The 13,474-nt window shown below is 41.8% G+C and carries 10 protein-coding genes and 1 riboswitch; of the genes, 5 read left to right on the top strand and 5 right to left on the bottom strand.

What is annotated here, in order from left to right:
- Positions 1-293 precede the first annotated feature (293 nt).
- The 5 genes from AC4QJR_RS25740 to AC4QJR_RS25720 all read left to right on the top strand — a co-directional run bounded on the left by AC4QJR_RS25740 (position 294) and on the right by AC4QJR_RS25720 (position 4,661).
- Positions 294-770, top strand: a complete 477-nt coding sequence (locus AC4QJR_RS25740) for a hypothetical protein (RefSeq protein ID WP_496524665.1) — start codon at positions 294-296, stop codon at positions 768-770.
- 120 nt (positions 771-890) lie between these two features.
- Positions 891-994: riboswitch (TPP riboswitch) on the top strand.
- A 110-nt stretch (positions 995-1,104) separates the two neighbouring features.
- Positions 1,105-1,788: a thiaminase II gene (tenA, locus tag AC4QJR_RS25735; protein WP_496524664.1), complete on the top strand. Its 684-nt coding sequence runs from the start codon at positions 1,105-1,107 to the stop codon at positions 1,786-1,788.
- Positions 1,785-2,378 carry an ECF transporter S component gene (locus AC4QJR_RS25730; protein WP_496524663.1) on the top strand — a complete coding sequence of 198 codons (594 nt, stop codon included), beginning with the start codon at positions 1,785-1,787 and terminating at the stop codon, positions 2,376-2,378. The genes tenA and AC4QJR_RS25730 overlap by 4 nt, the downstream gene beginning before the upstream one ends.
- Positions 2,356-3,927, top strand: coding sequence for an ABC transporter ATP-binding protein (locus AC4QJR_RS25725; RefSeq protein WP_496524662.1), 1,572 nt, complete (start codon positions 2,356-2,358; stop codon positions 3,925-3,927). The genes AC4QJR_RS25730 and AC4QJR_RS25725 overlap by 23 nt, the downstream gene beginning before the upstream one ends.
- Entirely contained in the window at positions 3,924-4,661 is a 738-nt protein-coding gene (locus tag AC4QJR_RS25720) for an energy-coupling factor transporter transmembrane component T family protein (RefSeq protein ID WP_496524661.1), read from the top strand. Before AC4QJR_RS25725 ends, AC4QJR_RS25720 begins: the two co-directional genes overlap by 4 nt.
- A 42-nt stretch (positions 4,662-4,703) precedes the next feature.
- Here the strand turns inward: AC4QJR_RS25720 and AC4QJR_RS25715 are convergent, their stop codons facing one another.
- The 5 genes from AC4QJR_RS25715 to AC4QJR_RS25695 form a co-directional block, all read right to left on the bottom strand.
- A complete protein-coding gene (locus tag AC4QJR_RS25715) occupies positions 4,704-5,093 on the bottom strand; it encodes a VOC family protein (RefSeq protein WP_496524660.1) in 390 nt (129 codons plus the stop codon).
- A gap of 98 nt (positions 5,094-5,191) precedes the next feature.
- Entirely contained in the window at positions 5,192-7,042 is a 1,851-nt protein-coding gene (locus tag AC4QJR_RS25710; protein ID WP_496524659.1) for a bifunctional diguanylate cyclase/phosphohydrolase, read from the bottom strand.
- Between the two features lie 172 nt (positions 7,043-7,214).
- Entirely contained in the window at positions 7,215-7,811 is a 597-nt protein-coding gene (locus tag AC4QJR_RS25705) for a DUF5317 domain-containing protein (protein WP_496524658.1), read from the bottom strand.
- 334 nt (positions 7,812-8,145) lie between these two features.
- On the bottom strand, positions 8,146-11,874 hold the full coding sequence (locus AC4QJR_RS25700; protein ID WP_496524657.1) for a S8 family serine peptidase: 3,729 nt from the start codon (positions 11,872-11,874) through the stop codon (positions 8,146-8,148).
- Between the two features lie 274 nt (positions 11,875-12,148).
- Complete coding sequence (locus AC4QJR_RS25695; RefSeq protein ID WP_496524656.1) at positions 12,149-13,435, bottom strand: helix-turn-helix domain-containing protein; 1,287 nt, start codon at positions 13,433-13,435, stop codon at positions 12,149-12,151.
- Between the last annotated feature and the right edge of the window lie 39 nt (positions 13,436-13,474).

The following is a 13,474-nucleotide window of genomic DNA, read 5'->3' as shown; positions in this document are numbered from 1 at the left end:
AAAAGTTCTTATTCTTTTTAAATGGTAATAGAGGGTAGAGGGAATATTTTGGTTAGTTACCAAGATAACATCTATTCCTGCGCTTAGAACCTATTTTTAGATACTTATGACCTATTTTCAGAGACTTATGACCTATTTTTTGAACCTTATAACATATTTCCGGACGCTTATGACATGTTTTACGAGACTTACGACATTTACTGGTAAATAATTGGAAGTTAGAGTGGTGGAGAGGTATGTTTTTTACTAAAAATGGAAATTTTATATATATTGATGCCTAAGGAGTTAACTAAATGGTCGGGATTATTATAGCAGTGATCTTATTTAATCTCATTGCAATCAAAGTAAAAAAACGTTTAACCAGAAGTGAGATGCTGCAGATTTGGTTATTTACAACCTTATTCCAACTGATGTTTGATGTATTTATCAGTTTGAAATACCAGGGGTACTGGTACTTCACTAAGGGTGTGGATTGGCAGGCCTTGCTTGTGTATTTATGTTTAGTCCCACCTGTGAATCTTATCTTTTTAAATGTCTATCCTTTAAAAAGACCATTATGGAAACAATTGTCCTTTTTTTTAGCTTGGAATGTAGGAATTGTGATCTATGAGGTTTTAACCTTATTACCAGAGCCTTGGGGTTATTTCCATTATGGTTGGTGGAGCTTGTATCACTCCATCATGATCAATCCTTTTCTCCTCCTCATCTTATTAGGGTTCTATAAATTAGTTCGTCGATTAGAACATAAGGCTGTGGTTAAGCAAGTATAGTGGGGGAAAAGGAGAAGGCGTCTCCTTGTTCTATAGGACGTTTGGTCTATTTTTATCCTTTAGCTGTTAACTGATTGACAACATTAACCAGCGGGTGTAGAGTGAATATTAAATTTATAGGAAGACCACTAGGGGAGCCGTTTGGCGGCTGAGACAAGAATAATCTTGGACCCTTTGAACCTGATCTAGTTCATACTAGCGTAGGAAAGTGGAGTCTGTGTATGGATAAATACTATTATTCTGCCGCTCCATTTTTGGAGCGGTTTTTTCGTGTTCGAACCGTTAGCCGTTCCATTTAGTGTCTTCCCATAAAACAAATAAGGGGGAGAAATATATGAGTTTTTCAGCAGAACTAAGAAGAGAAGCTAATCCGATTTTTGAGGCAATTTTTGAACATCCTTTTGTCAGGGGGATCGCTGATGGGGAGTTACAAAAAGAACAATTGGTTCATTATGTGAAACAGGACTTTGAATATTTGAATTCCTTTATTCGCATCTATGGAATCGCAGTTTCTAAGTGTGAGAATCGTGAAGAAATGGATATGTTTAATCAGCAGATTTCATTTATATTAAACAGTGAAATCCATCCACATAATAACTTTTGTCAAGTAGCTGGTGTTCCCTACGAGATATTACAGGGATATCCGTTAGCCCCCTCAGCCCTTCATTACACGCGTCATATGCTTACGGTTGCGCATGAAGGAACATTAGGGGAAATTTTAGCGGTATTGCTGCCATGTCCATGGACGTATTGGGAAATTGGGAAAAGATTATTAACGGAAGTGAATCCAGATCGCTCCCATCCTTTTTATGATTGGATTCATTTTTATGGAAACCGGACCGATTCGATTACGACAAAATTCTGTGCCCGGATCGATGAGTGGGCTAAGACCGCAACGGAGAAAGAAAAGGAAAAAATGAAGGAACATTTCCTCATCAGTTGTCAGTTGGAATATATGTTCTGGGATATGGCTTATAAACTAGAAGAATGGCCTGTGAAAATGGAGGTCGTGAAATGAAGACGTGGAAGATGAAAGAAGTTGTTCTTGCTGTGATTCTAGCGGTGGCCTGTGGAGTGATTTATTTAGGATGGTCGACGCTGTGGATTCCGATTTCAGCCATTGTCGGGCCGGTGGGCGCGGGTTTTATGTTTGGCATTTGGGTGATTGCCAGTCCAATCGTCGCGTATATTATCAGAAAACCGGGAGCGGCATTTATTGCAGAGGTAGCAGCGGCTGCCGTCGAGTTATTAACAGGAAGTCATTTTGGTCTGTCGGCCCTGTTAGTAGGTGTTTTTCAAGGGATTGGTTCAGAAATTGCCTTCGCCCTATTCGGATATAAACGGTATAACCTCTTTACTTTAATGCTATCAGGTGCTTTTGCAGCGATTGGCAGTATGATTTATAACTTAATCGCCAACGGTTTCGGTTATTACACACTGGAAGTCTTTTTGATGACACTAGGAATTCATGTCATCAGCGGTATGATTCTTGGTGGTGGATTAGCGAAGGTCGTTGTCGATTCACTCGCAAAAACAGGGGTGTTAGAGCAATATGAGTTGATGAAGGAAAAAAGAAAAAAGGACAATGTCAATGTTTCTGGGTTGTAAGGATCTTTCGATTCGTTTTTATAACCGCTCTGAAAAAATATTCAATCATATTACCTTGTCCATCCATCAAGGGGAGAAGGTATTAATCCTTGGACCTAGTGGGAGTGGAAAATCTACATTGATTTCTGCTCTTGCTGGGATTATCCCTGAGCATTTGGACGCAGAGGTCAGCGGTGAAGTATGCATCCGGAAATCTGCTGGAGTGATGTTTCAAGATCCTGATTCCCAGTTTTGCATGCTGCGTGTCGATGAAGAAATTGCCTTTAGTCTGGAAAACCGTTCGATTCCTCGTAACGAAATGGATCAAATGATCTCGGATTTGATGGAAAAAGTAGGGCTGATGGTAGATAAGAAAACACCGATTGAAAAGCTGTCAGGCGGGATGAAACAACGATTGGCGTTAGCGTGTTTGCTTGCATTAGAACCAGACGTCCTCTTCTTTGATGAACCAACCGCTCAACTCGACCCTGCTGGCCGGAATGAGATCTTTGGTTTATTGAGACATTTAGCCGAAAAAACCAACCATACGATGGTCTTTGTCGAACATGTCCTTGACGGCTGCATCGAATGGATGGACCGAGTCATTATCCTTGATGAGCATGGAAAGATTATTGGGGATGGGGAACCAAAAGAGATGCTGCTCCAATTTAATCAACAAATGAAAGATGCGGGGATTTGGCGTCCTAAGTTGTTTCCTCATAAATGGGAGGAGATCGTTCAAGATCCCTCGCACCCTCTATCTATCAAACTTAAAAATGGAGTAAAAACGAAACCGCTCGTACAAGGCGATTGTTTACTCCGCACCGAACATGTTGAAATTGGCTATGGGAAGAAGACCGTCATCAGTGATATAGAGGTGAAAATCCATAGAGGGGAATGGATTTCCATTGTCGGAGAAAATGGGAGTGGGAAAAGCACCTTTTTAAAAAGTCTGATCCGGTTGGAGCCGATTCAAAAAGGGAGAATTTACTTTCAAGGTGAGGAACTAAAAAAATGGACAGACCGAGAATTATTTGAGCAGGCAGGCTTTGTTTTCCAAAATCCAGAACATCAATTCATTACCGATACGGTTTTTGACGAAGTGGCTTTTGGCGGCCGCCAGCGAAATTGGCCGGAAGAGCAGGTTCGCTCGAAAACCAATCGATTGTTAGAGGAGTTTGGATTGGCACCGTACCAGGATGCACACCCTTTTACCCTGAGTCTAGGACAAAAACGGCGGTTAAGTGTGGCGACGATGTTATTGTTCGATCAAGCTTTGCTATTGCTTGATGAACCAACCTTTGGTCAGGATGAAAAAACAGCGAGAGAGCTTATTAAACGTCTCAAAGAGAGACAGGAACAGGGAACAACCATTGTGATGGTAACCCATGATATGGATGTGGTCGATCGTTTTTCTGATCAAGTCCTTCTATTCAATAAGGGACGAGTATCCTATCAAGGAACGCCCTATGGTTTATTTTCAGATCCAAGTAATTATTGTGAAAGTGCGTTGATTCCACCACTCCATTACCAGTTGATGCATGCAAGAAGGGAGGGTGTTTTGGTATGAAGGCGAATGATTCATTCCTAGCTGCACTCAATCCTGCTTGTAAGTTGTTCGCTCATTTGATCGTGATGTTTCTTTTAATGGCCATCTCCAATCCAACGGTGACTTTTTTGATTTGGTTTCTTGCGCTATTGATTGGCATTTTTTTAGGCGGATGGAGAATGACGTATCTTGTCAAAAGGCTTTTGCCTTATTTAGGTTTTTTCATTCTTGTATTTTGGATGATAGCTGCTTTTGGAGAAGGAGAAGAAACGATTTGGAAAGGGGCCTGGTTCCATATTACGGTGGAGAGTGTAAATCATGGCTTAACCATCGCCTTACGGATGTTAGCGTTTGTCACGTATGGTTTATTATTCACCTCCACCACCGACATCACGTTGTTCATCATGAGTTTAATTCATCAATGTAAACTTTCACCTAAATGGGCGTATGGACTATTAGCGGGGTTCCGCTTTATCCCGTTGTTCCAATCGGAACTAAACCAAATGAAGACAGCTCATAAAGTGAGAGGTTACCGGCAAAGAAATAATTGGAAAGCGTTTATGAGGTATGCTTTGCCACTGTTTACGCAGGGCATAAGAAAATCAGAACGAATAGCGATTGCCATGGAGGCGCGTGGGTTTACAGGTACAAGGGACAGAACCTATTATCAAACAACTAAACTAGCAGTGAAAGATTTCGGCTATCTGCTTTCGTTGTTCTTCGTTGTAGCAGGGATTATGATTTTTATGGAATAAAATAAGAAGGGAGAAGTTCGGGCACTTCTCCTTTTGGCTTACCTACAGGTCTGCTTGGTCAACGTTTAGTTCAATGAGGTTCCCATCGGGGTCTGCACAGAAGATTTGGGCAAAGCCACTCATGCTCTTGGGTTTCTCGAGTAATTCAACACCCTTATCTTTCAACCAATTCACTGTGGCATTGTAATCCTTTACTCTTAGGGCAAAATGACCTTCACGGCTGCTTAGGCGCTTATCTTGGCGAAGGGTTTGGGAGGCAGGATCGACGATGAGATGGAGCTGTTGTCCTTCGATATCATACCAAGCACCAGGGAAATCAAAATTCGGGCGCTGGATTTCTTTTAAACAGAGGATATTGCTATAAAAATGCTTGGCCTTTTCTAAATTGGTCACGGATAGGCTCACGTGGTGGAGGCATTCATATTGAATCATGGCGGATTACTCCTTCATAAATTTTATTCCATCATACCACAAGGGGTTGGACGGATTAAGATAAAAACCAGGCATACAGCCTGGCTTAGGTCCATTTCTTAATTCTCGATACTTGCGGCAACCTCTTTCTGCTGTTCATCCCATGAGTTATCGAATTCCGTAATCATTGCAATGAATGGTTCGATAAATTGGGGGTCAAACTGTTTGCCAGAGCAGCGGCGCAACTCGGCGATTGCTTCTTGAAAGGTTTTTGTTTTTTGATAGGGCCGCTCTGTTGTCATGGCATCAAAGGAATCGATCACGCAGAGAATTCTTGCTAGTTTTGGGATCGATTTTCCGATTAGCCCATATGGGTAGCCGTTTCCATCAAAACGTTCGTGATGGAGTTCAACGAGTGGAATCAAATCTTCTAATTTTTTATTGGTTGAAATGATATCTTTTCCATAGGTAACGTGTTTTTTCATGGTTTCCCATTCTTGAGAGTCGAGACTGCCTTTTTTATTTAATATTTCACGCGGAATTTCAATTTTTCCAATGTCATGGATAAGCGCTCCGAGAATCAGTGTTTTGCGTTCATCCACGCTTAGATTCAGTACTCGTGAGAAGTCGACCGCATATTGGTAGACGCGCTTGCTATGGCGATAGGTATAAACATCCTTGGAAAGAAAGATTTTTAATTGATATTCTGCTTCCTCTAGCTCTTTTTCAAGCGAAAGAGAGCGTTGTACGGAATATTCTGAATGTCCATTGTAAATTTGGACTAGATTTTTTCCTTGGTTTTTCGCTGCATACATAGCTTGGTCTGCTTTGTTGAGAAGTTCAGAAATGCTGTAGGTTTCTTTTTCACATTCTGCAATCCCCGATGAAAAGGACAAGCAGCCGTAGGGAAGACCTTCCACCCCTTTATAGTAGGTGTCATTTACTTTCTTCCGCAATTCATTCATGAACGAATATGCAGTCTTTCGATTGGTATTTGGCATGATAATCGAAAACTCTTCACCGCCGTATCGGGCAACGATATAGTGTGCCGCGTCGGAACTGGATTTCAAAAGGGTACCAAATTCTTGGAGCAGATGATCCCCTTGAATATGACCGTATAGATCGTTATATTTTTTAAAATCATCTATATCCATGATGACCACACACAATGGCTGATCATTTTCCTTCGAAGCAGTTACTTCTTTTTCCAAAATTTCTTTAAAGTACCCGTGGTTGTTAAGGCCGGTTAATGTATCTTTGTTGGCTTTATCAAGGGTTTCCTGGAACAATTGAAAATGTTGATTAAATGCGACGGATAATAGGATCGCAATACACACAAACATAACTAGACCCAAGATGGGACTTGACTGGATAAGAATTCCTAGGACAAGTGAGAGTAACAATGTACTAAGATAGCTTACTAGAAAGGTCTTATCCTTCACAATCCCACTCATTAAATTAAGCGCACTTTCCTTTTGTTGGAGCAGGAAATATAAACTGATTAAAATGGTGTTAAGAATAAAATAAGAACTGAGTGAAAGAATGTACGGAAATAAGTTCCCTGTATTAATGTTACCAATACTTCCATGGGTAAAATCAAAGAGATAATAGGAAAAAGTCATCATAAAACTATAGATAGAAAAATTGAATAGATGCTTCCACCAGGCAATCTTTCGTTTATAAACTGCATAGATAACAGAATTAATTAGTAGAACAACCAAAGTAAATTTTAAGCCATATAAATAAATACTGGCTAGATAAATAGCAGAGTCCATCGAAATGGAATTACCATCAGGCGGTATGGGGATTGTGTAATGATTTAGGAGTAATATCGCTCCCACTAAAGTAAGGGAAATAATCAATTTTGATGTATCGTGGAATTCATAGGGCTTTTGCAGTAAAAATCCCAAACTTCCAAGTAATGAAACGATTACCAAATAGAGATTCGCAGGTTGCTTGATTCTGTTCACTTTAATCACTCATATCTAAATATATTAGAATGGAGAAGTATGAATATTTTACTCCTCCATTCTTCTTATTATATTAGTTTCATTCCAGATGTTAAAGCAATAATCATTGAAGCAAGAATAATTGCATTTGTAATAACACTAGTTAATTTGATGCCTTCACGCTTTTGTTGTCTCATTTGATTTCACCTCCTTTTAGGGGGAGTGAAACCTCTTGTTTTTTCTTTGCGGCTGGATGTCTTAGCATTAAGTATTGAATAAAGAGGAAGGCACCGATGTTCATAACCACATCACCGATACTAATGATTTGGGTTCTAGGATATGGATCGGTGATTGGAATAATATCGCCTAAAAAGCCTAATTTTGTAGATTCTGTTAGTGATGTATGTTTCGCATATAATTGTTCTTTAAGGATATCGAGGTAACCGGGTTCTAAAATAGATGCTGCATGTACTGATACTGGCATTCTTCCGCCATTCGTTACCATGACTAAAAAATTGAGAAATACACCAAGTAAAATAAGTATAAATCCCGGGTTTTTGCGGTTCATCAATAAAAATAGCAGTCCTAGTACATAAACTACTATATAGATAGATCCACTGAACTGTCCTAGTAATTTGCTATCGTTTTGCAGCATAAAAACCGCTAATTCAACAACCAATAAAAGAGGAAAGATCCATCCCCCTTTCAGCTTCAACTGCCCGAGTGCTCTTAAATTCCCTTTTCGGAGGAAACCTACTATAAGTGAAAAGATGATGCCGTCAAATACCATCGTTGTTACCCACCTATGCTAGAAATATGAAATGTTTAAAAATTTTGTCAAAGAGAAATATTCCCACAATAATATAATCAAAGAAAATATTCAAATGCAAGTGGTTATTATGATGAAATTAGAATAATTTGTGTATTTTTGAAAATATTTGGCGAAATAGGACGGATTTCAACTGAACCCCTCTAATTATGAGGAAATATAGAATATTTCCTGCGAAATAATCCCGCATATTTCGACTATTTCCTACTACACTTCGTACAAAGAATCCTTACAAATCAAATCTTCAAATAAAAAGGCATCCTAATCAAAATTCATAGGACGCCTTTTAAATATATTACTTTAACCCATAAGCCTTAATAATTTCCTGACTGATGGTGTTACCTGCATCATCCCAGGCGCTGGAGCGGAGGGAGACAAAGCTTCCAGGTGTTTTTGGATGTGTAACTTGGGCTGTCCAGCCATTAGCATCGCGAACCAAATCTACCTTTTTCCAAGTTTGGCCTTCATCATAAGAAACTTCTAGAGTAGCACCATCCACTTTGCCGTTCTCTGGTGCACCAGGGACCTGAACTGCATTCAAGCCGAGTTGAATGGTGCGGCCAGCCTTCGAATCCCCGTTCATGTCAGTATCGACCTTATAGTCTAGTGAAAGCAGAGGTAATTCTGTCTTCCATTCTTCTTGCTGCTTAGACCAGAATGTCCACTCGGTATGGGTACGAACGGAAGTATTCCAACGTTCCGGATCGCGGGAAACATCACTCACTAATCGGTACTGAGTTTTTTCAGCCGGGTGCTGTATAAAGGAGTATAGCGCCTGTCCTTTTGCTTCCTTCACAAGCGTATCACCCTGATAAAACTTAAGTGTTTGTGGTCCCGGGTACTCTGTGTCTGCTCCCGTGTGTCCTAAGCCAGAATCAGCAAATGCAGGGATGTTGAATGTAAAGCTGTTATTTGTACGATATGGTACCCAGAAACCTGCACCTAAGCGCGGCCGAACCACTGGAGCAAACCATTCTTCCTCTAAATTCTGACCAGTTTTGTATTTTGCCACTGGCTGACGTACTTCCCATTCTGCATCAAGCACGCTTGCCTGATGGTACCAGGATGTACCTTCCTGAGCCGATACCCATTCGGTTCGTACCGATGGAAGCGATAGCTTCATTTGGTAGCCTACTCCATTTGGGCGATATGCCGGGATATCCCAGCGGAACTCCCCGCCTGGTGCTTCACGGTCTGATTTATACTGGGTATTAATTTTTACAAGATCCTTAGGCTTAGGTGCATAGGTTACATCTTTTGGAATGGCATGATCGTGATTGTCGATCAAATCATACACGTAGTCACTATCAGGATTTCCGTTAACGTTTAGTTTCGCATTTCCAGAACGAGCAGCCTTAATCAACTCTGCACCTTCTGTTCCGCTAATTGCTGCAACTGCGATTGGAACATCTTCATAATTTTCCGTTCCGGACCATTCACTCAATTCTTTAGGTCCATCGTTTACGGTAATTAACAGCTTCGCACCTGCCGCAGTCGCTGCTGTGGCACGTTGCGCACCTGATACGTCGTTACTGCGTTCCACAATTACTGCTTTGCCCTTCACATCCAGACCCTTGTACTCTTCAGATGTTCCTTTTCCTGCGTAAACGGCATCTAACACTTCATGTCCTTTAAAGAGTGTGCTTCCTGCCTGTGGGATATCATCCAATACTTGGCCGCGGAAGTTTATCTTCAATACTGGCTCTGTAAGGCGCCAGCGTGTGTTCATTGTGAAATCCCCATCTTTTACTGCTTTGGTTGGAACAGCGTACATTTTATCGATCCAAACAGGCAGGAGGTAAAGGTCATTGACTGGGTTCCCATTAATCGTACGGAAGTACTCCATTTTACGGAAAATCGGTTCATTTTCATTTGGCACTTTCGCTGTGATTTCATTTGCTTTCCGGGCATCAAGCTCCACGGTTTTAGGTCCATCCAGCTTAACTTCAGGGTCACCGACCAATGCTACTCCGGAGTGATCCGTATCAGCATCGACATCCATCAAGGACATCACGGAATAGGTGTCAGGCACCAGTCGTAATTCCTTTGTTCCGTCGACAGCTATAAACTGCGGATCACCATCCGGACCAAGGACGTTAATGTAAGCAAGGGCGGGGGACCCGTCGCGGTCAATTGCTTTGATGGTGAGAGGATATTTTTCCTCTTCTTTAATCATCCCTAACGCGGTATGCGCTACGGTTTTGCCCTCAACATTAGCAGAGATCTGTCCTTGATAACGAGCACCAAGAGCGCCAAACTGCGGGTCAACGGTTACAGTTACTTTCGTATTCCCATGAGCTGGAACGGTCACTTTATCTGTTGAAAGCTTTAGCAATCCAGCAGGGGTATCTGAACCACTGCCATCTGTAAAGTCTGCTGACAGGTCCAGAGTTACTTCCTGATCGCCATCATTCGTATACGTAATCGTCTTCTGGACAGGGACATCCCCTTCATGCGGCCAATCAAAGAAGCCAAAATCCAATGATCCTGTTGCACGAACTGTACCCAATGCGGCTGCCGCCACGTCAAGGCGTCCAGTTCCACCCTCAAATGGTTTAATATCGTCGAGTTTCTTGGTTGTACTCATTAGAGCATCTTTCAATTCAGCTCCAGTCCAATCAGGATGACGCTGGGAGAGAATCGCTGCTGCACCGGCCACATGCGGTGTGGCCATTGATGTACCATCCATCGTCAAATAATCGCCGCTGCCTTGTGAAGCATATTGGGAGCGTGCCGCTTTAATCCCTACACCAGGGGCGGTAAGATCAGGCTTTAATCCTGAACTGCCAAAACGCGGTCCCTTAGAGGAGAACGAAGCAAGTTGATCAGATTTATCAACCGCACCGACTGTGAGGGCAGAATCTGCCGCACCTGGTGAGCCGATGCCTTCAGCACCCGTGTTCCCAGCCGCAATAACAAACAGGGAATCTGTTTCTGCACTTAGGTTATTGACAGCTTGAGCCATCGGGTCTGTGCCATCACTTGACTCACTGCTTCCCAAACTCATGCTGACAATTTTGGCTTTGTGTGCAGCCCATTCCATTCCATCGATAATCCAAGAGTCCTGACCGAAGCCATCATTATTAAGCACTTTCCCTACGAGAAGGCTGGCTCCTGGTGCGACCCCTTTGTTGAGACCTCCGGAAGCTGCTCCTGTTCCAAGAACAGTAGAAGCAACGTGGGTACCGTGTGCATGATGGTCGAGCGGATCTTCACCAGGAACGAAACTCACGGCTTCTTCTAACTGACCTGCTACATCGGGATGCTCTGAATCGATACCGGTGTCAAGGACAGCGACCTTAACGCCTTTGCCATCGTACCCCGCATTCCAGGCTGCAGGTGCCCCAATTTGTGGAACACTTTGTGCGAGTGTGGCTTCCACTTTGCCATCGAGCCAGATTTTCTCAATGCCTGGGGCCAGCACCGCCTTTGAAGTTTTAGACGGCTGAGTATTCTTCGTAATATCTTGCCAGAACTTCTTTGCTTCCTTTTTATTAGCAGAAAGTGCTGCTCCGTGAATGCTCTCCAATTCATGCGTTTTCTTAGAACCTTTCGGAGCAGGTTTAGAGGTAGATGACTTCGTTTTCGATGGTGCATATTGAACGATGACAGGCAATGTGTTTTGGCTGGCATCATCATACCCGTCCGAAATAAGGGATGTGACGTTAAATAAATCTTTATCTAAAAAGCCGGAAGCTAAATAGGGCATCGCCTGATCTGGGATTACATATGTATCCTTGGCAAGGGTCAAGATCCGTGCTCCACTTTGTGCAGGATCAGCCGGTTCCACACTAATGACACTTTTTCCATCTGCTAGATTTGTCACCGTGACCACATCGCCAGTAATCAGCGTAATCACATGTTTGTCCTTATTTGCTAACACATTCAAGGCCTGTACATCCGCAGTTGTTGCAGGTAAGGAACTCTTGGTCGTGTCATCGGCAAACGCCTGAATTGTTGGAACCGCTATCAGTGCTGTGGTCATCATCGCTGCAAAGTATTTCTTAAAGGTTGGCTTCCTCATTTTTCACATTCTCCTCTTCTTGAAAATTTTTTTGTTTACTAGAATTGACGCTCCTCCTTAATGAAATGGTCTTTCTAGTTAAAAAGTATAGAGCGGATTTACTAGACTGTTTATCGGGAAAATTCTGATTTTTAGAGGGGGATGGGAGTGGAATGTCGATGTTATTTTTAAAGGAAAGGGGTGTGAATTCTAGCAAAATGAAGCCCTCAACTTGGGACAATTTGAGCAACTCGACAAAAAAAGACAATTGCGGCGAGGCAATTGTCGTGTAAATCTATCGTACATTTGCATTTTTTAATTCAACGGGTGACCCAATATGGAATAGTTGATTCTTCAGGTGCTGGTTGGCAATATGAAGATAATGATTGGCCGAGGCGTAATCCTGTTTTTCTTCATAATAAGAAGCAATGAGCTGGAGATATTTACTTCCACGATTTGTGGACAAATGATTTTCAATAATGGACAGTCCCTGGTTAATTAAATAGGTAATCAGCGCTTTTTGGGAACCAGCTGCCTCCAAATAGAGAATTTTTAACTCAATATAACGTGGGGATTTTTGATCTTGAATCGATTCTAATGCCCCCTTTAAAATTTCCATCGCTTTTTCGTTTTGACCATCCGCAATCAACGCCTCTGCCAGAGAGGAAATGGTAATATAGTAAGAAGCTGAGTTTTTCTCTTTGTGATGAAGCGCTTGAAAGTAGTAGTCTAGTGATTCTTTGATTTTTCCTTGTCGGTAATGCAAAAAACCAAGATTATGTAAGGAAAGCTCTTTTGTTTCTTTATCTGGCAGGATGTCGGCATCATTCAAAATTTGCTCCAGTATTTCTTTGCCTTTTTCAAATTCACCGATATTGATGAAATTCACGGCGAGAATCATTTTGACATAAACAATCCGCAAAAAGTTGTTGGTATTTTGAAACACTCGCAAGGCTTTATACGCGTAATGGATCGATAAAGAATAGTGGCATAAATGTCCGTGCAAGGCGGCCCGAAAATAATAGTATTCCGTAATCTTTGTTTCATATTGCTCTGCCTTTTCTTCAATACGAGATAGATAGAGGAAAGCCTGCGGAAATTGTTCCACTTTTCCATAATAAATGCCCTGAAGAAGATTCCATACATACTCTTCAAAGGGAGAAAATTTTGACACATAGCGATGAATGCCTGTCGAAGACTTTTCAAAGGCTGCAAAATCATTTAATAGGAGAAAGTAACGCAGCCTATACAACTCATATAAATAAATCATGTCTGTACATTGGATGTATTCTTTTTCTTGCAGTAATTCTTTATATAGAATGGTTGCCTTCTCTTGGTGGTGCCTTTCCATCGTCTCGTAAAATAAATCCAGCTTCTGCCTCAATTTCTGGCTCTTTTTGCTCTCATCTTCTAGTGAAATCTGCAACCGGTCACATAACATTTGCAGGGTTTTCGGATTGGCGTCTTTGGCATTGTTTTCAATTTTACTTAAGTGCGTCACCGAGCAAATGCCATGGCAGAGCTGTTCCTGCGTCTTATTCTGCTTCCTGCGATGATAATAAATCACTTTTCCAATTGACATAAAACGAACCCACTCTCCTATCATCGAAGTCTTGCTCTC

Source organism: Neobacillus sp. BP17 (assembly GCF_059579525.1).
This window is presented reverse-complemented; position numbering and strand designations above follow the sequence as displayed.

Bases quoted from the DNA above. Each gene is read 5' to 3' on its own strand.
- AC4QJR_RS25705 (WP_496524658.1), bottom strand. From the start codon at position 7,811: ATGGTATTTGACGGCATCATCTTTTCACTTATAGTAGGTTTCCTCCGA.
- AC4QJR_RS25740 (WP_496524665.1), top strand. From the start codon at position 294: ATGGTCGGGATTATTATAGCAGTGATCTTATTTAATCTCATTGCAATC.
- AC4QJR_RS25700 (WP_496524657.1), bottom strand. From the start codon at position 11,874: ATGAGGAAGCCAACCTTTAAGAAATACTTTGCAGCGATGATGACCACA.
- AC4QJR_RS25725 (WP_496524662.1), top strand. From the start codon at position 2,356: ATGTCAATGTTTCTGGGTTGTAAGGATCTTTCGATTCGTTTTTATAAC.
- AC4QJR_RS25730 (WP_496524663.1), top strand. From the start codon at position 1,785: ATGAAGACGTGGAAGATGAAAGAAGTTGTTCTTGCTGTGATTCTAGCG.
- AC4QJR_RS25715 (WP_496524660.1), bottom strand. From the start codon at position 5,093: ATGATTCAATATGAATGCCTCCACCACGTGAGCCTATCCGTGACCAAT.
- tenA (WP_496524664.1), top strand. From the start codon at position 1,105: ATGAGTTTTTCAGCAGAACTAAGAAGAGAAGCTAATCCGATTTTTGAG.
- AC4QJR_RS25720 (WP_496524661.1), top strand. From the start codon at position 3,924: ATGAAGGCGAATGATTCATTCCTAGCTGCACTCAATCCTGCTTGTAAG.
- AC4QJR_RS25695 (WP_496524656.1), bottom strand. From the start codon at position 13,435: ATGTCAATTGGAAAAGTGATTTATTATCATCGCAGGAAGCAGAATAAG.